This is a genomic window from Hymenobacter cheonanensis (genome assembly GCF_030581075.1).
Lineage (GTDB): Bacteria > Bacteroidota > Bacteroidia > Cytophagales > Hymenobacteraceae > Hymenobacter.
The window spans coordinates 181,737-202,873 of the sequence record NZ_JAUQSW010000012.1; the positions used below are offsets into that span (position 1 = coordinate 181,737).

Annotated in this window: 14 protein-coding genes; 5 read left to right on the forward strand and 9 right to left on the reverse strand. The window is 64.3% G+C overall.

What is annotated here, in order from left to right; translation table 11 throughout:
- Positions 1-354: 354 nt before the first annotated feature.
- The gene (locus Q5H89_RS20010; protein ID WP_305021122.1) at positions 355-3,843 is read right to left on the reverse strand and encodes a TonB-dependent receptor; all 3,489 of its coding nucleotides are present in this window, start codon (positions 3,841-3,843) and stop codon (positions 355-357) included.
- Between the two features lie 148 nt (positions 3,844-3,991).
- Positions 3,992-4,612: a C40 family peptidase gene (locus Q5H89_RS20015; protein ID WP_305021123.1), complete on the reverse strand. Its 621-nt coding sequence runs from the start codon at positions 4,610-4,612 to the stop codon at positions 3,992-3,994.
- Positions 4,613-4,762: 150 nt separating this feature from the next.
- Here Q5H89_RS20015 and Q5H89_RS20020 point away from each other — a divergent pair, with 150 nt between their 5' ends.
- Positions 4,763-6,172: an FAD-binding oxidoreductase gene (locus Q5H89_RS20020; protein WP_305021124.1), complete on the forward strand. Its 1,410-nt coding sequence runs from the start codon at positions 4,763-4,765 to the stop codon at positions 6,170-6,172.
- A 90-nt stretch (positions 6,173-6,262) separates the two neighbouring features.
- Here Q5H89_RS20020 and Q5H89_RS20025 read toward each other — a convergent pair whose 3' ends face one another.
- Complete coding sequence (locus Q5H89_RS20025) at positions 6,263-7,894, reverse strand: amidase (protein ID WP_305021125.1); 1,632 nt, start codon at positions 7,892-7,894, stop codon at positions 6,263-6,265.
- A gap of 195 nt (positions 7,895-8,089) precedes the next feature.
- On the opposite strand from Q5H89_RS20025, the gene Q5H89_RS20030 reads away from it, so the two are divergent.
- A complete protein-coding gene (locus tag Q5H89_RS20030; protein ID WP_305021126.1) occupies positions 8,090-9,616 on the forward strand; it encodes a hypothetical protein in 1,527 nt (508 codons plus the stop codon).
- A gap of 131 nt (positions 9,617-9,747) precedes the next feature.
- Here Q5H89_RS20030 and Q5H89_RS20035 read toward each other — a convergent pair whose 3' ends face one another.
- Positions 9,748-10,743, reverse strand: a complete 996-nt coding sequence (locus Q5H89_RS20035) for a hypothetical protein (RefSeq protein WP_305021127.1) — start codon at positions 10,741-10,743, stop codon at positions 9,748-9,750.
- Between the two features lie 99 nt (positions 10,744-10,842).
- On the opposite strand from Q5H89_RS20035, the gene Q5H89_RS20040 reads away from it, so the two are divergent.
- Complete coding sequence (locus Q5H89_RS20040; protein ID WP_305021128.1) at positions 10,843-11,427, forward strand: DinB family protein; 585 nt, start codon at positions 10,843-10,845, stop codon at positions 11,425-11,427.
- 84 nt (positions 11,428-11,511) lie between these two features.
- Here Q5H89_RS20040 and Q5H89_RS20045 read toward each other — a convergent pair whose 3' ends face one another.
- From Q5H89_RS20045 to Q5H89_RS20055, 3 genes are all read right to left on the reverse strand, one after another.
- Positions 11,512-12,537: a M28 family peptidase gene (locus Q5H89_RS20045; RefSeq protein WP_305021129.1), complete on the reverse strand. Its 1,026-nt coding sequence runs from the start codon at positions 12,535-12,537 to the stop codon at positions 11,512-11,514.
- Between the two features lie 121 nt (positions 12,538-12,658).
- Complete coding sequence (cysS, locus tag Q5H89_RS20050) at positions 12,659-14,173, reverse strand: cysteine--tRNA ligase (RefSeq protein ID WP_305021130.1); 1,515 nt, start codon at positions 14,171-14,173, stop codon at positions 12,659-12,661.
- Positions 14,174-14,392: 219 nt separating this feature from the next.
- On the reverse strand, positions 14,393-15,535 hold the full coding sequence (locus Q5H89_RS20055) for an endonuclease/exonuclease/phosphatase family protein (protein ID WP_305021131.1): 1,143 nt from the start codon (positions 15,533-15,535) through the stop codon (positions 14,393-14,395).
- Between the two features lie 105 nt (positions 15,536-15,640).
- On the opposite strand from Q5H89_RS20055, the gene Q5H89_RS20060 reads away from it, so the two are divergent.
- Together Q5H89_RS20060 and Q5H89_RS20065 are read left to right on the forward strand one after the other, a co-directional pair.
- A complete protein-coding gene (locus tag Q5H89_RS20060; protein WP_305021132.1) occupies positions 15,641-19,309 on the forward strand; it encodes a DUF7948 domain-containing protein in 3,669 nt (1,222 codons plus the stop codon).
- Between the two features lie 165 nt (positions 19,310-19,474).
- Positions 19,475-19,909, forward strand: coding sequence for a nucleoside deaminase (locus Q5H89_RS20065; protein ID WP_305021133.1), 435 nt, complete (start codon positions 19,475-19,477; stop codon positions 19,907-19,909).
- A 43-nt stretch (positions 19,910-19,952) separates the two neighbouring features.
- Here Q5H89_RS20065 and Q5H89_RS20070 read toward each other — a convergent pair whose 3' ends face one another.
- Both Q5H89_RS20070 and Q5H89_RS20075 read right to left on the reverse strand, forming a co-directional pair.
- The gene (locus Q5H89_RS20070) at positions 19,953-20,429 is read right to left on the reverse strand and encodes a hypothetical protein (RefSeq protein WP_305021134.1); all 477 of its coding nucleotides are present in this window, start codon (positions 20,427-20,429) and stop codon (positions 19,953-19,955) included.
- An 84-nt stretch (positions 20,430-20,513) separates the two neighbouring features.
- Positions 20,514-21,137, reverse strand: a 624-nt coding sequence (locus tag Q5H89_RS20075) for a murein hydrolase activator EnvC family protein (protein ID WP_305021135.1), incomplete at its 5' end; no start/stop codon positions are given.

The following is a 21,137-nucleotide window of genomic DNA, read 5'->3' on the forward strand; positions in this document are numbered from 1 at the left end:
AATTTCCAGGTCGTTTTTTTTAGCTATTTCGCTTAGGCATCCGCTGGTTTTCAAGTAGATTCAGCTGTGAGTCCAAGACTTTACCTCGAATACTTCCGAAGTATTTGACGCAACAGGTAAATGCCAGCCAATGCGCTGGCAGGAGATAATACCCATAAGCACTTGCCTGTCAACTACTGTTGCTGAATAAGTAGGAAGACACGTTTTTTTTTGACAAACTGCAATCTGCTGCCCCCATAAAAAATAGCCCCGGCTATTTGAGAGGCCGGGGCTATTTGTAATCGCTAGGGGCTTCAGCGCTGAGTTATACTAGTATCTGGCAAGAATGCACCTGCACACTCGGCCAAACAAAGCTTAGTTGAAGATGTAGCGCACGCCCAGCTGCATCTGCCAGCGCGAGTTCAGGGTGGTCACGTCGTTGCGGAACGTGGTATTCAGCGTCTGGGCCGGGGTGGTAGCATTCGGGGCCGAGGCAAACTGATACTGGAACGTGGGGCGGCCCTGGCTGTCGTAGGCCTGGAAGGCCAGCGGCGAGCTGGTGTACTGGAACTGGTAGGTGCCCCAGTTGCGGTTCAGCATATTGCCGATGTTGAAGATGTCCACGCTCAGCTGCAGCGAGTTGCGGTTCTCACCGATGTTGGTGAAGATATCCTGCAACAGGCGGAAGTCGACGCGGTGCTGCCAGGGGTTCGAGGCGCCGTTGCGCTCGGCGTACTCGCCGCGGTGCTTGCTCAGGTACTTATCCTGGTTGATGAAGTTGTTGAGGTCGTTCCACTGCTGGTCGGCGGTGTACACGTAGGCGCCGCTGGGGCTAGCCGTGATGGTGCGGTTTACGAGCACAATCTCGCTCTGGTCGCGCGGGATGTACATCAGCTCGTTGCCGTTCACGTTGTCGCCGTTCATGTCGCCGCTGTAGGTGTAGGAGAAGCGGCCGGCCGGGGCACCTTCGTAGAACAGCGAGATGCTGGTGGCCAGGTGGCCGATGTACTCCTTGCGGTAGGCCAGCGAACCGATAACGCGGTGCTGCACCAGGTACTGCGAGTAGCCTAGCACGTCGGCGTTGGGGTCGCCCGATACGGGGCGGCCGGCCCAGCTCGACTGCGCCACCGAGCCGCCGTCGTTCACCGAGCGCGAGTCGGAGTAGGTGTAGGCCGCCATGGCGAAGAGGCCGTTGCTGAAGTTTTTCTGCAGCTGGGCCGTTACGCTGTACGAGTAGCCTTTGTCTGTGTTGTTCAGCAAGATGGCATCCGTGATGTTGGGCTGGGCCAGCGTGTTGCCGCTGGCCCCGTTGGCCAGGGTAATGGGGCCGTAGATACGGTTGTTCTTGGTGGTCGGAATACCGGCCGCGTTCGTATTGTAGAAAATCGGGCGGGTATCGGCGCCTTTGGCCGTCACGGTCGAGGATGGCAGGTTCACGTTCTGGAAATACACGGCATTGAGGTCACGCGTGTAAATGCCTTCCAGCGTAGCCACTAGCCCACCGGGCAGCTCATGGTCGATGGCCAGGTTGTTGCGGAATACCTGGGGGAACTTGAATTCGCGCGACGTGAAGGCCACGTTGTAAGTAGTGTTCGGGCCCGCCGCCTTCAGCTGGTTGCGATAGTAGTCCACATTGGGGTTGAAGGCGTAGCCGGCCGCCGTGGGGCCCTGCACGTCAATCGAGCCAAACTGCACGCCGTTGTTGCCGGCCTGGTTCGACACCCACACAAACGGAATGCGGCCAGTGAAAACGCCCGAGCCCCCGCGCAGCTGCGTGCGCTTGTCGTCGTTCACATCCCAGTTGAAGCCAATGCGGGGCGAGAAGAGCGGCGTCCGCTTGGGCAGCTGGCTGGTATTGATGCGGATGTCGTCGCGGAAATTGAGCCCCGGATAAGGCGAGCCGGTGAGCGGGTTGAGGCCGCCGCCGCTGAGCGGATAGTTTTGCTCGATGGACGAATACACAATCGGCAGGTCGCCGCGGATGCCGTAGGTCAGCTTGAAGTTGCTGATGGGCGACCACTCGTCCTGGATGTAAAGGCCAATCTGGGCGGCCTTGGTCACGGCAAAGGGAAACGAGCCATCGGCCGTGGCCGCGTAGCGCACCTGGTAGCGCTGGGCCGAGCGCAGGCCATCGGTGGCCGTGCGGGCCGTCAGGGTCCCGCCCGAGTAGTTGTAGCCGTAGGGCGCATCGGTGGTGGCGGCCGAGGCGTAGAAGTCCTGCAGCGAGTTATACACGAACGCACCGTAGTACTGCGGGGCAAAGCCGTTGCTGTACTTATACAGCTCGTTGTAGGTACCAATCGTCACGTTGTGCTTGCCGAGGTAAGCCGTGAAGTTGTCGCCAAACTGGTAGGTATCCGAGTTCAGGATGTTGAAGGCCGAGAAGGGCTCGTAGCCAAACGAGGTAAGCTCCTGGGCGGCCGTCTGGTTGGCGTTCACGGCGCTCAGCGTCGTCGAGTTGCCGATGTCAACGAGCGGGAACAGCGGGATGCTGCCGCCGCCGACGCTCTCGCGGAAGTCGCGGTTGGCGAGGTAGCCGGCCGTCAGGTTGTTCGAGAAGCGGGCGCCAAACGTGCTGTTCAGCTCGGCGATAAACGAGTTCAGGTTGTTGTTGATGCGGTAGTAGGGCGAGAGGAACGGCAGGCCGATAATGGACTGCGCGCGGCCGTTGCTGCCAATGGCGCCCGAGGGGCTAGGGGCCACATCGCGGTACGACTTCAGGTAGTTGTACTTGATGTTGAAGCGGTGGTTCTGGCTGATGTTCCAGTCGAGCTTGGCCGTAAGCTTATCGCTGTTCGAGGCCAGGGTGTAGCCTTCGTAGGGGCCCGGGTTGTAGCCGTACTTGGTAACCAAGAAGTTGCTGAGCACATCCAGGTCCGAGGCCAGGATGTTGGACACCGTGGGGCCGGTCACGCCGCGGTTGGCGGTGTAGTTGCCCGTGGGCGGGTCGTTGCGGCGCTCGCGCTCGGCGTTTACAAAGAAGAACAGCTTGTCCTTGATGATGGGGCCGCCGAAGCGGAAGCCCACGTTGTAGAGGTTAAACGTGGCGATAGGCGAGTTGCTGTCCTGCACTTTTTTGCCCACAAAGTCCTGGTTGCGGTAGAAGCCATAAACTGAGGCCGAGAATTTATTGGTGCCCGAGCGGGTCACGGCGTTTACGCCGGCACCCGTAAACGAGCCCTGACGCACGTCGAAGGGCGCAATGCTCACCTGAATCTGGTCGATGGCATCGAGCGAGATGGGCTGCGCGTTGGCCTGGCCCCCAATGGTGCCCGACAAGCCGAAGGAGTTATTGAAGATAGCCCCGTCGATGGTAATGTTGTTGTAGAGGTTATTGCGGCCCGCAAAGCCACCGCCGCCGCTAGCCTGCGGCGTGAGGCGGGTGTAGTCGCTGAGCGAGCGGTTGATGGTAGGCAGGCGCTCAATCTGGGCACGCTGAATGGTGGTGGCCGCGCCCGTGCGGTCAGCGTTGATGACCGGGTTCTGGCGGCCGGTCACGGTCACCTCGTTGAGCTGCGTCGAGCCCTCGCCCAGCTTAGCGTCGAGGCGGAAGTTCTCGGCCAGGGTCAGGTTGATGCCCGTGCGGGTAAAATCCTGGTAGCCCACAAACGTCACCTTCACGGTGTAGGGCCCGCCCACGCGCATGTTCTGGATGTTGAAGCGGCCGTCGGCGTTGGTTGGGGCCACATACTGGGTGTTGGTGGGCGTGTGCACGGCAATGACCGTGGCACCCGGCAGCTCCTGGCCCTTGCTGTCGGTGATGGTGCCGCTCATGGCGGCCGTGGTTGCCCCCTGGCCCCAGCCCAGGTGGGCTGTGAGCAGCAGCAACGCCAGCACAATCGCGTGTCGTAGGTATAACTTCATAAAGGGAAGAAAAAATGAGAGAAAAGCGCGACGGGTGGGCCTGCAAAGGTACTCCCGGCTTTTAGCTCCCTAACATTACGACAATGTTAAGAATCTCATCAGTAGCCGCTTGGCGCGGCTATTTCTTCATCTTTAGCTCATCCTGGCTTCACAAACGCGGCCGCACCGCCCGGATAAATCGGCTCAAATAATAATCGGCCTCAAAGCTGTTCTCAATGACGCCCAGCGAGGTAGAGGCGTGAATAAACTCAACGCCCTCCTCATCTACCACCGTTACCATGCCCACGTGGGTGATAACCTGCGAGCCGGGCGAGGCGCCAAAAAACAGAAAATCGCCCGGCCGCAGCTCGGTAGGCTTAATGGGGTCGCCCCAGGCCGCCTGCTCGTTGCTGGAGCGCGGAATGGTAACGCCCGCATCGGCAAAGGAGAGCTGCAACAGCGCCGAGCAGTCCATGCCCAGGCGGGTGGTGCCGCCAAACAGGTAGGGCGTACCCTGGTAGCTGCGGGCATTGTCAATCACGCTGGCCAGCACGCCGGTGGCGTTGCCGGGCCGAAACGGGCGCTTCACCACCGTTTTGGTGGTAGCCACGCTGCCGCTGCCGGTAGGCGCCGTGGTTTTCACCTTGCTTTTGATTGGCGTGCTGCGGCTGCCGCGGGGGCTAGCCACCCGCTCGCCGCGCTTGAGGCGGGCCATGTCGCGGGCCGAGTAGTAGCGGCCGTTGTGCTGATTGAGCTTGCGCTGGCAGCTGCTGCCCAGCAGCAACAGCACGATTACCAAGCCGTAATAGCTTCGCCAAGCCCTGTGGGCGGCCGGGCGGCGAAGCGTGGTTTGTGCTTTCGTCATCGGCCGTACCTTCGTTTTCTCACGCTGCATTACTGGCAAATATACTTTGGCGGCCCCTAGCCGTCCTTTTGATTCATGCAATTCAACGCCCTTACCCCCGCGCTAGTATCTGCCTTCGAAGCCATCGTGAGCCCGGCCCACGTGCTCACGGCCGCCACCGCCGAAGCCCAGCAGTACGAGGCCTACGGCCGCGACCATACCGAAGACTTCCACTTTGCGCCCGATGTGGTGCTACGGCCGGCCGCTGTAGAAGAGGTCAGCGCCATCATGCAGCTCTGCCACCAGCACCGCGTGCCCGTGACGGCGCGCGGCGCCGGCACCGGCCTCAGCGGGGGCGCGCTGCCCATCCACAACGGCGTAGTGCTGAGCATGGAGCGCTTCAATAAGATTCTTAAAATAGACGAGCGCAACCTGCAAGCCACCGTGGAGCCGGGCGTGGTGACGGAGGCTTTTCAGAATGCAGTGAAGGAAGTGGGCCTCTTCTACCCGCCCGACCCGGCTAGCAAGGGCTCGTGCTTTTTGGGGGGCAACCTGAGCCAGAGCAGCGGCGGCCCCAAGGCCGTGAAATACGGCACCACCCGCGACTATATCCTGAACCTGCAAGTAGTGCTGCCCACCGGCGAAATTATCTGGACCGGCGCCAACACCCTCAAGTACGCCACCGGCTACAACCTCACCCAGCTCATGGTGGGCTCGGAGGGCACGCTGGGCATCATCACCAAGGCGGTGTTCCGGCTCCTCCCCTACCCGCAGCATAACATCCTGATGCTGGTGCCCTTCCGGCAGGAGGCGCAGGCCGCCGAGGCCGTGGCAGCGGTGTTTCGGGCGGGCATCATCCCCTCGGGCATGGAGTTTATGGAGCGCGAGGCCATCGCCTGGTCGTCGGATTATTTGAAAATCCCGCTCACCCTGCCCGAGGACATCACCGCCCACCTGCTCATCGAGCTTGATGGCCAGGACCTCGACCAACTTTACAAGGAAGCCGAGCAGGTGTACGGGGTGCTGGAGCACTACGACGTGGGCGAAATCTTGCTGGCCGACACGGCCGGCCAAAAGGATGACCTGTGGAAGATTCGCCGCAACATCGGCAATTCGGTGCGCTACAACTCCGTGTATAAGGAGGAAGACACCGTGGTGCCCCGCGCCGAGCTGCCCACGCTGCTGAAGGGCGTGAAGGAGATTGGCCGGCGCTACGGCTTCAAGAGCGTGTGCTACGGCCACGCCGGCGATGGCAACCTGCACGTCAACATCATCCGCGGCGAACTCAGCGACGAGCAGTGGAACGTGGGCCTGCGCGAGCCGATTTCGGAGATTTTTGCGCTCTGCGTGCAGCTAGGGGGCACCATCTCGGGCGAGCACGGCATTGGGCTGGTGCAGAAGCCCTACATGCACATCGCGCTACAGGAAGCCAACCTGAACCTCATGCGCGGCATCAAGCAGGTGTTTGACCCGCACGGGATTCTGAACCCGGGCAAAATATTTTAAGTCATTTCCGCAGCGGCTGACGCCCTGTACCAAGGCCGTCATGCTTCACTGTGTTCAGCATGACGGCCTTTTTAAAACTTTGCAAATAAGCTACCCAATTACTGCCTTAAACGCCGGGGCCCGGCGGTGCTTCGTAGCCTGTTCGTAGGCGTAACCGAGGGCTAGCAATTCTGCCTCCTTATACGGAGCGCCCACAAACGAGAGGCCAATGGGCAGCTCGTGCACGTAGCCCATGGGCAGCGTGAGGTGCGGGTAGCCCGCCATCGCGGCCGCGCCCGAGTAGCCGGGGCCGGTGTTGTACTCGCCGTTGATGAGGTCGATGCAGGCGGCGGGGCCCGTGGTAATGGCCACGATGGCGGCTAGGCCACCGTCGGTTTTCAGGGCCGCATCGAGGGCGGCGCGCGAGGTATCGACCACTTTGTGCAGGGCCGTTTTGTATTTCTCGCTGCCCAGCCCGTCGGTTTTTTCGGCCTGCTCCAGTATTTCCTGCTGGAAGAAGGGCATGGCCTTGGCCGCGTTGGCTTTGTTGAAGGCAATGACCTCGGCCAGGGTTTTAACCGGGGCTTTGGTGCCGGCCAGGTACTTGTTTACGCCATCTTTAAACTCGTAGAGCAGCACGTCAAACTCCGACTCGCCGATGGGCTGGGTGGCGGTGCGCACGTCTACTTCTACCACCGTGGCGCCCTGGGCTTTGAGCGCGGCCACGGCCTGGCGCAGCAGCTCGCCGCCGGCCGTTTGGCTGGCCAGGTGGCCTTTTTCTACGCCTAGCTTCTGGCCCTTCAGGGCGTCGGGGCGCAGCAGGCGGGTGTAGTCGGCGGCTTTCTTGGGGTTGCTGGCCGATACGGTAGCGGCATCGGCCGGGTCGGGGCCGGCCAGGGCCCCTAGCAAAATGGCCGCGTCGCGCACGCAGCGGGCCATGGGCCCGGCCGTGTCCTGGGTGGCCGAAATGGGGATGATGCCCGTGCGGCTCACCAGCCCCACGGTGGGCTTGAGGCCGACTAGGCCATTTACCGACGATGGCGACACGATGGAGCCGTTGGTTTCGGTGCCCACGGCCACGGCGCACAGGCTAGCCGAGGTGGCCGAGCCCGAGCCGGCGCTGCTGCCGCTGGGCGTGCGGTCGATAACGTAGGGGTTATGCGTTTGGCCGCCCCGGCTGCTCCAGCCGCTGGCCGAGTGCGTAGAGCGGAAGTTGGCCCACTCGCTCAGGTTGGTTTTACCCAGGATAATGGCCCCCGCCGCCCGCAGCTGCCGGGCCACGAAGGAATCCTGCGCGGCTTTGTGGCCGGCCAGGGCCAGCGCGCCGGCGGTGGTCTGCATCTGGTCGCCGGTATCAATATTGTCTTTGATGAGGACCGGAATGCCGTGCAGCGGGCCGCGCAGCTTGCCAGCCTTGCGCTCTTTGTCGAGGTCGTCGGCAATTTTAAGTGCGTCGGGGTTAAGCTCGATAACTGCATTGAGGCGCGGGCCGGCCTTGTCGATTTCGGCAATGCGGGCCAGGTACTGCTGGCACAGGCTGCGGCTGGTGGCCTTGCCCGCCTGCAATTGGCCTTGCAGGTCGGCAATGGTAAGCTCGCCGAGGGCAAAGGGCGCGGCAGCTGGGGCAGCGGGTTGGGGAGCGGGGGCAGGCAGGCTAGCCGGCGCGGCGCTGGCGGCCAGCGGCAGCAGGGCCGAAGCAAAAGCGGCCTGGGTACCGTGCTGGAGAAATTTACGGCGTTGCATGAAAGACAGTAAAATTTGACAAATAGGCAGAAAGTGGAGACTCTCAAAAGTAAGCGCGCTGCCGGCCCGGTCAAGCTGCGGGCGCCGCTATTTTTTACCCAGGCTCACCCCGCCCGAACACCGGGCGCGCCGGGGCGTATAGCAAGGCAGTTCCGCACCCGCGCTCCCACCCTTCACCTCCTTTCGTCTTTTTCCATGCCTAGCCTCAACGACCAGCCCAACGAAATTGCCGGCAACCGCCCCAGCGAGCCCGCCGCCGAAACCACCAAAATGGGCGCCGATGCCCAGAACACCAACACCAACAGCCCGCTGCAACCCGCCACCCCGGCCATGCAGTCGGCGGAACTTACCCGTTCCCCCTCTAGCAAAGAGTTGGTTGATAGCGAGATGGAGGCCGGCAAAGGCGCCGTGGAAGATGGTGGCCACCAGGAAAACCGCGAGGCTCAGCCAGCCGCTGTGCAGCCCCAGGCCACGGGCGCCGAGCAGCCATTGAATAAGCTGGCGGGCACTGCCCCCACGCGCCCGGCCGCCCAGCCGGACAGCGAAAATTCCGCCACTACCTCCAGCCAGTCGTTGGCCAGCAGCGAAACCAGCGTGCGCAAAGGCGCCGTGGAGCCCGGCGATAAGCAGGAAAACCGCGAAGCCAACCCGGCCGATGTCACGGCCATTCCTACATCGGCCACCGCCCAGCAGCCCAATGTGTACGGCGGCAACTTCGGCAACGACGTGCAGGGCAGCTTTGCCGACCCCGACCGGGCCAGCAACCAGCGCGCCGATGCCAACCGAGGCGAGTTTGGGGAGCAGGGTGGCCTTGGCGCCACCCACGGCGGCTTCGGCAACCAATACCGCGAGTTTGACACTGCCGCCGAGCGCCCCAGTGCCGAGGCTACCGAAGAAAAATACTACGGCGAAGGCGCTTCCATCCCCGGCCAGCAGCACAACGCCTACCGCGCCTACGATGGCCAGGACCGCCGCCCCGAGGAGCAGGGCCACGCCGTGCGCGACACGCCCGCGCCGCCCGTCATGAGCTTCGGCGATAACGTGGCCGACCGCCGGACCGATGGCCGCGGCAACACCCAGGACAACCGCAACCTGCCCGATAAATCGGGCGAGATAGCTGCCTTTCAAAACGATAACGGCGCGCCCACTTCCGGCTCGGCCTACGCACCCGACTACGGCCACACCTCGGGCGTGGGCCTGCCGGCCGGCGCTACCGAAAACCACGTGGCCTCGGGCCTGGCGGGGCGCAACCAGCAGGAAGACGGGCACTCATCGCGCGGAGGCTACGACAACCAGGGCAGCCAGGGCGGTCGCAGCCACGACCAGCAGCCGGGCGGCCCCGCCGCGGCCGGCCAGGGTGCCGTGGCCCCCGTCAACTCGCCCGATGCGCTGCAAAACCCGGGCTATGGCTACGGCCACGAGCGCAGCGAGGAAGCCAAGCCCGGCAACCCCGACACCGGCGACTCGCGCAACGGCTTTGGCGCGGGCGGCTCCAAGGAGGGCAATACCAGCCAGGGCTACGGCTCGAAAGGCGGCTCGTACGATGACCAGAATCCGGGGGCCCGAGGCCCGGAATATGACAATTTTACCAAGCAGGACAAGGCCCAGAACTACGGCCAGGAAAATAGGACGGACTTCCGCCCCGAAAACGGCGACAAGCCCCAGGATGCCGATGACACGGCCCCGCGCCGCAACGCCGGCCGCGACGAGCCGGCGCAGTAACTTACCAGGCCTGTCAGTGCGAGTGTAACGAAGCGAAGCGCGGCAATCTTTTCTTTTTCGCCAGGGTAATAGCCCAGCGCCAAGGAAAGATTGCCGCGCTTCCCTTCGTTACGCCGCACTGGCTGAAGGCTTTACCTGTGCACTTTCATGTCGATATCGTACTTGTAGCGCGGCGGGCCGCCTAGCGGCACGGCAAAGAAGGGCAGCGCCGTGTCGTACTGGTCCGTTACGTAAAACACGACGTCGTTGAAGGTGGTGGATTTACTCACGAGGCGGAAATCGAGCGACAAGCCGTATTCCTTCGGGTTGATGGGCAGCACGCTGCTCGTCCACTGGCCATCGCCGCTCACGGCCGCCGCGTGGCCGTTTTTGGCCACGCTGAAGATGGTGAGCTTGGCCGAGTTATCGATATCAAAATTGCTTTGCTTGATGCTCACCACGTGCTCGTTGGCAAACGGATAAAGGTGTACCGTGACGGCCCGGCCCGGGGGCGCGGCCGGAATGCGGAAGCAATATTCGTAGGTGAAGGCGTTGCCACCCGGAATGGGCACGTTCAGACCAGGGCTGCTACTGAGAAAAAAGCGGTACAGGTTGCCATCGTTGCCGCTCAGGCCGCGCACCACCACCTTGTATACGTAGCCCTGAAACTGCTCTACCAACTCGCCTTCCAGCGGGTTCAGGGGGCCAAAATTGAAGTACTGCCCATCGTATTTGGGCTCCTCGCCAAATACCTGCTGCTTGATGAGCCGGCCGCTGGGCGCGGTGGCGGGGCTAGCCGGGCGCGGGTCGGTAGCGCCCTTGGCCGAGTGCGTGCCGGGGCCACCGTAGAGGCTGAACTCGGTGCGGGTGTTGAACTGGCCTACTTTGGCATCGAGCTGGCCCCCACAGTCGGGGTCAAATACCCGGATGTAGATGGGCCGCCGCTCGGTGGCGGGCACCAAAAAGAAGAAAGTTTGCGTAAAGTCGTCGTCGCCGCTCGTGGTGGGGGCCTGCGGACCGAAGGTGACCAGGTTTTCAATTTTCTCGCCCGGGTTGGGCACTGCCTGCGCCCGGGCCTGCCCGGCCCAGCCCAGCAGCAGCCCGCACACCCCTAGCAAACGAGTTAGGAAGTAAACGTGTTTGTACATAAATGGAGTAAGAAACGCCTAGTAATAGCGGCCGGGTTTCCCAACCTGGGACGTAATATTACAACTTAAACCGACCGTTCTGCCTGCTATTCTTTCCTTATGAGTGCTTCCGCACGCGACACTACTGAGTTCTTTGACCAGCTCACCAATCAGGTGCTGGCGTTGCGCGTGTTATCTCACCAACGCCTGCGCCCGCTCACGTCCGAGCAGCTTAACCGGCGCCCCGCCTACGATAAATGGAGCGCGGCCCAGTGCCTGGAGCACCTCAACATTGTGGGAGGCTACTACCTGCCCAGCCTCAAGGCCCGCCTGCGGCTAGCCCAGGCCAGCGGCTCTACGGCGGGCGCGCAGGTGCGCAGCGGCTGGCTGGGGCGCTACTTCACTACCACGGCCCAGCAGAAGAACGGCCTCGGCGACAACCTGTTGCGACGACCCAAACAGTTTTCGCCCACCGGCACCCGCCTCACCGGCACGGTGGTAGAGGCCTTCAACCGCCAGCTCGACGAGTTGCTGCGCCTGCTGCTGCTGGCCCGTCAGGTCGATGCCGGCATGGTGCGCGTGCCCAACCCCCTGTATCCCTGGCTGCGCCTGCGCCTTACCGATGTGCTGGAGGCGCTCGTCACCCATATTCAGCGCTACGTGAAGCAGGCCGAGCAGGTGGCCAAGGCTACCGCCGACAAGTAAGCAGCAGTTCTTTTTCTTGAGAAAGGGGCCCGGTGGAGCATTACGCTCCGCCGGGCCCCTTTCGGTTTTTTTAGCCCCTAGTACTTATTCCTGATACAGCACCTGCAACAAGGTCTGGCCCACGGCCTTCATCGTTTTGCGGTCGATAATGCTCATGTTATCAGTAGTAGCGTGGTGGTAGTCAGGGAAGTACGCGCTGCCATAAGGCGGGTGGTCGTAGATGTCCACGGTGGGCACGCCGGCCTGGTTGGTGTACACGTGGTCGTCGAGAATGGCGCCGGTATCGGAGAAGAGGAAGTAGTCGGAGTAGCCGATTTGGGCGGCCGTGTTCCAGATTTTATCTACCACCGCCCGGGCATTTTGCAGCGACGTGCCTTCGCGGGTGAAGCGGCCGTTTTTGGCGCCCACCATATCGAGCAGCACGCCATATTCGGCCTTGTAGCCGGCGGGCAGCAGGTGCTTGGCCCAGTACTGCGAGCCCAGGCACCACGACGAGTTGCCATTACTCTCGTCGAGCTGGTTCTTTTTATCGGCCTGCGTATCAGCTTCGTATCCCCAGTCTTCGGCGTCGAAGAGAATAAAATCGACCCCTACGTTGGGCGCCTGCTTGTCTTTTTGCAGGCTGAGCACGCGCGCTATCTCCATAGCCGTGGCCACGGCGCTGGCCCCGTCGCTGGCCCCGTCCATGGGCGCATTCTTGTGCTGCTTGTCGGCATCGGCAAAGGGGCGGGTATCCCAGTGGCCAAAAATGGCCACGCGCCGCGCCGCCGTGGGCTGGTACTGGGCAATAATGTTGCGGCCACTGATTTGGGTGCCGTCGAAGGTCATGGCCTGAAACGGCTGCTCGCGCACGCTCAGCCCGAAGCTTTTCAGCTTGGCTACTAGGTAGTTGCCGCAGGCCACGTGCGCGGGCTTGTTGGGTACGCGCGGGCCAAAGGCCACCTGCTTAGCCGTGTAGGCATAGGCCGAGTCGGCGTTGAAGGCCGGGGTGGCCGGCGCCTGGGCCGCCGGCTGGTCGGCCGTTTCGGCCGGCTTTTCAGATGGGCAGGCGGTGAGCAGCACCACGCCAGCCACGGCCAGCAGCGAAGCACAAACTTTTTGAAAAGACATAGAATACAGGTGTCATGCTGAGCTGGCCGAAGCTTCCTGCTCGCATCGGTGGATGGGTAAGTTAGTGCGCCACGCGAGATGCTTCCCTGCGTTCAGCATGACGGTCTTTCGTAAACCTCTTTTACTCCTCGCTATAGGCCCACTCCACGCCGGTTTTGGTATCCTTAATAACGATGCCCTGGGTTTTGAGCGCCGTGCGAATCTGGTCTACCTTATCGTAGGCTTTCTCCAACTTGGCTTCCTGGTAGAAGCCTAGCGCGAGCGTGAGCAGGTCTTCGGCACTGGCGCGGGGCTCGTCGCGCAGGCCCAGAATATCGCTAACGAGGGCGCGGTAGGCGGCGCTAGCCTCGGCTACGGCCTCGGGGCGCACCTCGGCCAGCGCGGCGGGGCTAGCGGCCAGCGTGTTGAAGCGCTTGAGCAGGTCGAACAGGGCAGCCAGGGCGCGGGGCGTGTTCAGGTCGTCGTTGAGAAACTCGAACGGCTTCTGGCTCAGAGCAATGAGCTGCTGGCTATTGGCGGCCAGTTTTTGCTCGTCAACAGCACCTGCCTCCTCATTTTTAACTGTCAGCTTGCCACTATCCAGCAGGCGCAGGCCATTCATGAGCTTGCGGAAGCCTTTGCGGGCGGCCTGCAGGGCATCGTCCGAGAGGTCGATGGGTGAGCGGTACTGGGCTTGCAGGAAGAAGAAGCGCAGCGTCATGGGCGAGTAGGCCTGCGAGAGCGCGGCGCTCTGGCCCTGAAACATCTCGGTCAGGGTCACGAAGTTGCCGAGCGACTTGCTCATCTTCTGGCCGTTCACGGTCAGCATGTTGTTGTGCAGCCAGAAGCGGGCGCCGGTGCTAGGGGTGGCCGAAGCCTCGTTTTGGGCAATCTCGCACTCGTGGTGCGGAAACATGAGGTCGAGGCCGCCGCCGTGGATGTCGAACTCGGCGCCGAGGTATTTGCGGCTCATGGCCGAGCATTCGAGGTGCCAGCCCGGAAAGCCTTCGCCCCAGGGCGAGGGCCAGCGCATAATGTGCTGGGGACTAGCGTTTTTCCAGAGGGCAAAGTCGGCGGGCGAGCGCTTTTCTTCCTGGCCGGCCAGCTCGGCGCGGGTGCCGGCCAGCAGCTCTTCCACCACGCGGCCCGAGAGGCGGCCGTATTCCAGCCCCTCGGCGTTGTACTTAGGCACGTCGAAATACACCGAGCCGTTGACCTCGTAGGCTAGGCCGCGGCAGAGGATTTCCTCAATCAGCCCGATTTGCTCGGTGATGTGGCCGCTGGCCTGGGGCTCGATGTCGGGCGGCAGGCAGCCTAGCGCGCTCATGGCCTGGCGGTAGCGCACGGTGTAGTGCTGCGCTACCTGCATGGGCTCAAGTTTCTGGGCGCGGGCGGTTTTGGCCATTTTGTCCTCGCCCTCGTCGCCGTCGCCCACCAGGTGGCCCACGTCGGTGATGTTGCGCACGTAGCGCACCTGGTAGCCCAGGTGGCGCAGGTAGCGCGTGAGCACATCGAACACGATGGGGCCGCGCGCGTTGCCCAGGTGCGCGTCGTTGTACACGGTGGGGCCGCAGAGATAAAGGCCCACCAGCGGCGGGTGCACGGGCGCGAAAGATTCCTTTTTACGGGTCAGCGTGTTATAAAGCGTCAGCGACATGGGGTAGTAAACAGTTGGCAAGGCGCCAGGAGCATTTTTTGGCGGCTCCGGCTCCCGACGCGCACGTCGGAGATAACGCAACGGCGAAGGTCCGGCAAAGTTCAGCATGTAGCGCCGAAGTAGCGTAAGCTTTGGCTGGCGAGTGAGCGCCAGCGAACATTTGGAGCCGGACGACCCTAGCGAGGACTGTTCGCTGACGCTCGCAAGCTAAAGCCTACGCTACTTCAGCTGGTACACGGCCTCGACGGGAAAATGGTCGGAATACGGAATTTCGGTGTGCACCTGGCAGGCCAGCACCTGCCACCGCGGCCCGGCAAACTGCTGGTCGATGCGCAGCAGCGGCGGCAGGCGGCCGTGGTAGGTATTGCCCGGCCCGAAGCCCACGCTAGCCCAGGCATTCTGGAGTGGGCCGGCCAGGCGGTTGTAGGAATACGAGTAGGGCAGGTCGTTGCAGTCGCCGGCCAGCAGCACCGGGTAGGGCGAGCGCCCGATGTGGGCCACCAGCGTATCGGCCTGCCAGGCGCGGGCCGCCGCGCCGCGCACAAAGCGCCCGAGCAGGCCCCGGCCCTTGCGGCGCAGGCCGGCCTTGCTGGAGCCGGCGGCCACGAGGTCGCCCTCGTCGATGCTCATACTCTGGAGGTGGGCGTTGAAGATGCGCACGGTATCGCCGGGGCCCGGGCCGGCCACATCGACCCACATGGCGTGGTTCTGGCTGAGGCGGCCGAAGGCAATTTCGCCCCGCCCCACTATGGGCAGGCGCGAAAAAATGGCAATACCAAACTGCGCGCCGGCACTGTTGGTGAGGCTCTTGGAGATGAATGCCTGCCGGCCCACATCCTCCCCTAGCTTCTCGCCCACCCGAAACAGGTCGCCGTCGCTGGTGCGGGTGCCGGCCGGCTCCTGGTAAAACTCTTGCAGGCACAGTACATCGGCCGGACTGGCGGCCAGCCAGTTGATAAACCTGGCCGGCGCGGCCGGGTCGGCCCGCCGTAGGTGGGCATACACGTTGAAGATGCGCACATTGGCCGACAGCAGGCGCAGCGAGCGCGGCGCCGGCGGGCCGCTGGCCGCCAGCCCCCGCCGCCCGGCCCAGTGCAGCGGCAGCCCGCGCTGCACCTGCGGCCAGGCCAGCACCAAGGCGGCCAGCGGCAGCAGCGCAATGCGGCGCCGGCGCAGGGCCCAGCCCCCGGCCAGCAGCGCCGTGAGGGCCAGCCAGCCCGGCACCGTGAGGGCCAGCAGCGGCGCCAGGGTCAGCTGGTCGCCTGATATTCGCTCGGCGGCCACACTCACAAGTAAGCCCAGCAGCACAAGCAGGGTAAAACGGTAGGCTAGCAGGCGGCGCACGGCGGGGTGGGCGCCCATCGGCAGGCGCCCGGGGCAAAAATACGGCCAGTAGGGCCGTGGGCGGGGTTGCTGCTTTTGCGCGAAGGGCTTAGCTTTACTAAGCAGTAGCTCAGCCTGTTTTTTATGCCCAAGAATTTTTACGCTGGTATTCTTTGTTTCCTGGCCCTGCGCCTGGCTGCCGGGGCCCAAACGGCCCCGGCCAGCCTGCCCCGGCTAGCCGCCCCGCCCCCCGATACCGCGCCCAGCCTGGAGTTTGTAGCCAACCGCGGCCAGTGGCCGGCGGCCGTGCGCTACGCCGCCGCCGTGCCAGGCGGCCACCTGTACCTGGAGCCGGGTGGCCTGCGCTACGTGCTGCTGCAACCCGTGGAGCACCCCGGCCACGCGGCCGCGGCCAGCCCCTCCTCGGCCGCCAAGGCGCTGGCCCCATCGGCCGATGCTGAGCCTAACGATGCGGCACCCATCCGGGGCCACCAGCTGCGGGTGCGCTTTATAGGGGCCGACGCGGCCACGCCCCTAGAGCCCGCCCAGGCCACCGGCGAGGTGCGCAACTACCTGCACGGCAACGACCCCGCCCGCTGGGCCAGCGCCGTGCCCAGCTACCGGCAGGTGCGCTACCAGGCCCCCTGGCCGGGCATTGCGGCCCGCTTCTACGAGAACGAAACGCAGCACCTGGAGTATGATTTTGAGGTGGCAGCCGGGGCCGATGCCGGCCGCGTGCAGTTGCGCTACGAAGGCGCCAGCAGCCTCACCCTCAGCGCCGATGGCCAGCTGCACGTGGGCACTACCGTGGGCGCCCTCACCGAGCTGGCGCCGCACGCCTACCAGCTAGGGCCGGGCGGCCAGCACCAGCCAGTGGCCTGCCGCTACCGCCTGCGCCCCGAGGAAAGCCAGGTGTCGTTTGAGCTGGGGGCGTATGACCACCGCCGGCCGCTCATCATTGACCCCACGGTGGTGTTCTCGACTTACTCGGGTGCCCAGGGCAGCAACTGGGGCTTCACGGCGACCTACGATGCGGCGGGCAATATGTACTCGGGCGGCATTGTGCTCGACGACACCTTTGCCCTGCCGAGCTACCCCACCACGCCGGGCGCGTTCCAAACCACGTTTGCCGCCCTCATCGACATCGCCCTCATCAAGTACAACACGGGTGCCAACGGGGCCGCCGCGCGGGTGTGGGCCACCTACCTGGGCGGCAGCGGCCACGACTTTCCGAGCAGCCTGGTAGTGAATGCGCAGAACGAGCTGATTGTGCTGGGCAGCACTTCTTCCACTAATTACCCGGTTACGAGCAACGCCGTGCAGCGGCGCTTCGCGGGCGGCGTGGGGGTCGACCCGTTTGGCTACGCGCCGGGCACCATCTACCACGTGAACGGCGGCACCGACCTCACCATAACGCGCCTCACCGCGGCGGGCGGCGGGCTGGCCGCCTCCACTTACCTGGGGGGCAGCGGCAACGACGGCATTGCGGCCTACAACCCGCTGCTGGCCACCCGCCAGCTGCCCCAGAACTACGGCGATGCGCTGCGCGGCGACGTGCTTACCGATGCGCAGGGCAACATCTACGTGGCGTCGGTGACGGGCTCCAACAACTTTCCGATTACCGCCGGCTTTGGCAGCAGCTACCGCGGCGGCCCCTGCGATGCCGTGGTGGTGAAGCTGCCGCCCGACCTCGACCGCCTCACCTGGAGCGGCTACCTGGGCGGTAGCGCCGCCGATGCGGCCTACTCCATTCAGCTCGACCCTGGCGGTAATGCCTACGTGGGCGGCGGCACGCTCAGCCCCGGCCTGCTAGGCACGGCGGGCGCCTACCAGCCGGCGCCGCAGGGCAACGTCGATGGCTTCGTGGCCCGCATTGCGGCCGATGGCAGCGCCGTGCAGCGCGCTACCTACCTGGGCACCAGCGCCTACGACCAAGCCTTTTTTGTGCAGCTAGGGGCCGATGGCGGGGTGTACGTGCTGGGCCAAACCCTGGGCCAGTGGCCGGTGAGCGCCGGCGTGTACAGCAACCCCGGCAGCCGGCAGTTCATCCAAAAGCTAAGTCCCGACCTCGATAAAAGCCTGCTGAGCACCGTGTTCGGCAGCGGGCGCAGCACGCTGGATATCTCGCCCACGGCTTTTTTGGTAGACCAGTGCGACCGCATCTACGCCTGCGGCTGGGGCGGCGAGGTCAACGGCTTTCTGAATCCTATTTACACGTATCCGGGCTTCGTAAACCAGAATGGCTACACCCACGGCATGCCCACCACGCCCAATGCCGTGCGCACGGCCCCCGACAACCCCACGGCGGGCTCCGACTTTTACCTGGCGCAGTTTGCGCCCGGCATGGCCAGCCTCAGCTACGCCACCTACTACGGCGACCCCAACCGGGGCTCGGAGGGCGACCACGTGGATGGCGGCACCTCGCGCTTCGACCCGCGCGGGGTGGTGTACGCGGCGGCTTGCTCGTGCTTTAATCGCAACGGCTTTCCGGTGCCGCCGGGGGCCTATACGTATTCGCCCGTAAACAACGCGCTAGGGTTCGACAACACCTACCAGTGCAACAACGCGGCCTTCAAGCTGAATTTTGAGCCTACCTCGGCAGCCGTGGGCAACGACCAGGCGGTGTGCGTAAGCTCGCCGCCGCTGCCGCTGAGCGGCCTGCCCAACGGCGGCATCTGGACCGGCCCGGGCGTGTCGGGCTCGGTGGCCACGGGCTTCGTCTTCACCCCTAGCCCGGCGCTGGCGGGCACGCAGGTGCTCACCTACACGGTGCCGGGCGCCACGGCAGCCTGCACGGCCTCGGCGCGGCTCACGGTTACGGTGGCCAGCCCGGTGCCGGCCACGGCGGCGGCCCAGGCCGCGGTGTGCGCGGGCAGCGGGCCGGTGGCCCTCACGGGCGGCAGCCCGGCGGGCGGCGTCTGGAGCGGGCCGGGCGTGTCGGGCTCGGTAGCCACGGGCTTCTTCTTCACGCCGACTCTAGCCCTGGTGGGCCCCCAATTGCTGACCTACACCGTAACGAACACCGCTGCCTGCGGCGGCAGCACCAGCCGCGCCACGGCCACCATCACGGTGCTCACGGCGCCCGTGGTAACGCTGCCCGCCGATACCGTGCTGTGCCCCGGGCAAGGGCGCGCGTTCCGGCTGCGGGCCGTGCCGGCGGGCGGCGTGTGGAGCGGGCCGGGCGTATCGGCGGGCAACTTATTTACGCCGCCGGCCGCGCCGGGCACCACCGTGCTCACCTACACCGTGAACCCCGGCACGGCCTGCCCGGTAGTGGCCACGCGCCGCATCACGCTGCTGGCCCAGCCGGTGCTGGCCCCGGTGCTGGTGCCCCAGCCCTGCGTGCCCAGCAATGTGGCGCCGCTGGTGGTGCACTTTCAACAGCCCGGCGGCCTGCCCGCCGATGCGGTGCTGACCTGGTATTTTGGCGACGACAGCACGGCCGTAACCGGCCCCGACGTGACGCATACCTACCTGCGCGAGGGCACCTTCCGGCCGCGCGTGGTGCTGAGCTACAACCAAAGCCGCTGCGGCCAAACGCTGGCCCTGGCGCCGGTAGTGGTGCAGAAAATGTTCGTGCCCAACGTTTTCACCCCCAACGCCGATGGCCAGAACGACCTCTTTACGCCCCGTCTCGGGGGCTGCCCGCCGCGCCTGCAGGTATTTTCGCGCTGGGGCCAGCTGGTGTACGAGCACGCCACCTACCAAAACTCGTGGGATGGCACCGGGCTAGCCCCCGGCACCTACTACTACCTGCTCACGCCCCCCGATGGCAGCCCCGCCATCAAGGGCTGGGTCGAGCTGGTGCGGTAAGCTTGGGTGCGTAGGTGATAATATGAGTAAGTCTGTCATGCTGAGCTTGCCGAAGCATCTTGGTCGGTTACACAATGGGAAGTGCTCTAGTGTAACCAGCCAAGATGCTTCGGCAAGCTCAGCATGACGTTCTTTTGTACCTTCTTCTCACCTTAAATACACAGAATGGATATTTTCATGCAGGCCGCCATCGACGAGGCGCGGCAGGGCCGCCGCGAGGGCGGCATCCCGATTGGCTCGGTGCTGCGGCGCGGCCAGGAAATAGTGGGCCGCGGCCACAACAAGCGCGTACAGGACCTCGACCCCATCGCCCACGGCGAAATGGACGCCCTGCGCAATGCCGGCCGCCAGCGCACCTACCGCGACACCGTGCTCTATACCACGCTCATGCCCTGCTACATGTGCGCCGGCACCATCGTGCAGTTCAAAATCCCGAAGGTGGTAGTGGGCGAGGCCCAGACCTTCGGCGAGTCGCTCAATTTCCTGCAATCGCACGGCGTAGAGGTCGAAATTCTTAACTCTGCGGAGTGCGTGGAGATGATGCGCGAGTTTATCGAAGCCGAGCCCACGCTCTGGAACGAGGATATCATGGAGCTGTAGCCGTAGCGGCTAGCCCCCAGGCACCGGCCCGGCTCCGCTCCTGCTAGGGGTTGGTAGCCGGACCGGCGGCTTTGGTGCGCACGTATTCTGAGTTGAAGGCGCAGCCGCCGCCGGTAGTCAGGTTCAGTTTACTGGCGGTAAGCTCCGTAATGTACTGCACCCGGTAGAAGGGCTGGCCCGGAAGCGAATTATTGCTTTTGATGGCGAGCATCGGCACGGCCGGGCCACCCGGGTAGGCCGGGCGGTTAGCGACATAAAACGTGCTGGTGAGCGTGCGCTTGCCGTTGAAATATTCGGTGTAGGTGCTGTCGGGCCCGAATACACAGCGGTTGTCCGAGCCGGCCGGCACCGGCTGCATCACCCCCGTAATGCCACCGCCCACCACGGCCAGCCGCCACTCGCCCCGAATGGTAGCCGGGCCATTCTCAAAATCGTTTTCACTGCCGGCTGTTTTTTGGCAGGCCGTGGTGCTGGCCAGGGTGGCGGCTAGCGGCAGAAAAGCAAGTAGCGGATTTCGCATAGCGCAGGGGCAAGTAGTGGGTGAGCAGCAACGGGTTGAGGCCCGCCGGGGCCCAAAGGTTGCACGGCCTGCCGGCTAGCCCGCTTACTTGCGCCCCAGCCAGCTTTCGGGGTTGAGGTTGGCCGAGTTGCGCCACACCTGAAACTGCACCTGGGCCGTGCCGTCGGCGTCAGTGGCGGCTGAGCCGATGGCCTCGCGGGCGCTCACCTGCTCGCCCTCGTGCACATTTACCGAGCGCAGCTTGGCATACACCGTAAAGTACTCGCCGTGCTGAATCATGACGATGGTGTTCATGCCCGGCACCTGCGCCACCGTGAGCACGCGCCCGCCAAACACGGCCCGCACCGCCTCACCTTGGTTGGTTTGAATGTCTACGCCCCGGTTGTCCACCGTCACGTGCTTGAGCACCGGGTGTGGGTGGCGCCCAAAGTGCTGGGCCACAAAGCCGTGGGCCACCGGCCAGGGCAGCCGCCCCCGGTTGCCGGCAAAGCCCGACGACACCAGCGCCGTTTCGGGGGTGAGGGCCACGCGGCTGGCGCGGCGGTCGGCGGTGGTTTCCTCGGGCGAGTCGCTTTCGGGGTTGGCGCTGGGGTCGTCGTCGCGGCCCGCGTCGGCGCTGCTGTTGGTGGCCGTAGCCGCCTCGTCGTTGCGGGCGTCGCTGCGGCCGGCCGGCTGGCGGCGGCGGCTGGCGGCCGCCGTGGCCCGGGC

Coding starts and splice junctions, on each gene's coding strand:
- Q5H89_RS20010 (WP_305021122.1), bottom strand. CDS start 3,843: ATGAAGTTATACCTACGACACGCGATTGTGCTGGCGTTGCTGCTGCTC.
- Q5H89_RS20020 (WP_305021124.1), top strand. CDS start 4,763: ATGCAATTCAACGCCCTTACCCCCGCGCTAGTATCTGCCTTCGAAGCC.
- Q5H89_RS20025 (WP_305021125.1), bottom strand. CDS start 7,894: ATGCAACGCCGTAAATTTCTCCAGCACGGTACCCAGGCCGCTTTTGCT.
- Q5H89_RS20030 (WP_305021126.1), top strand. CDS start 8,090: ATGCCTAGCCTCAACGACCAGCCCAACGAAATTGCCGGCAACCGCCCC.
- Q5H89_RS20035 (WP_305021127.1), bottom strand. CDS start 10,743: ATGTACAAACACGTTTACTTCCTAACTCGTTTGCTAGGGGTGTGCGGG.
- Q5H89_RS20040 (WP_305021128.1), top strand. CDS start 10,843: ATGAGTGCTTCCGCACGCGACACTACTGAGTTCTTTGACCAGCTCACC.
- Q5H89_RS20045 (WP_305021129.1), bottom strand. CDS start 12,537: ATGTCTTTTCAAAAAGTTTGTGCTTCGCTGCTGGCCGTGGCTGGCGTG.
- cysS (WP_305021130.1), bottom strand. CDS start 14,173: ATGTCGCTGACGCTTTATAACACGCTGACCCGTAAAAAGGAATCTTTC.
- Q5H89_RS20055 (WP_305021131.1), bottom strand. CDS start 15,535: ATGGGCGCCCACCCCGCCGTGCGCCGCCTGCTAGCCTACCGTTTTACC.
- Q5H89_RS20060 (WP_305021132.1), top strand. CDS start 15,641: ATGCCCAAGAATTTTTACGCTGGTATTCTTTGTTTCCTGGCCCTGCGC.
- Q5H89_RS20065 (WP_305021133.1), top strand. CDS start 19,475: ATGGATATTTTCATGCAGGCCGCCATCGACGAGGCGCGGCAGGGCCGC.
- Q5H89_RS20070 (WP_305021134.1), bottom strand. CDS start 20,429: ATGCGAAATCCGCTACTTGCTTTTCTGCCGCTAGCCGCCACCCTGGCC.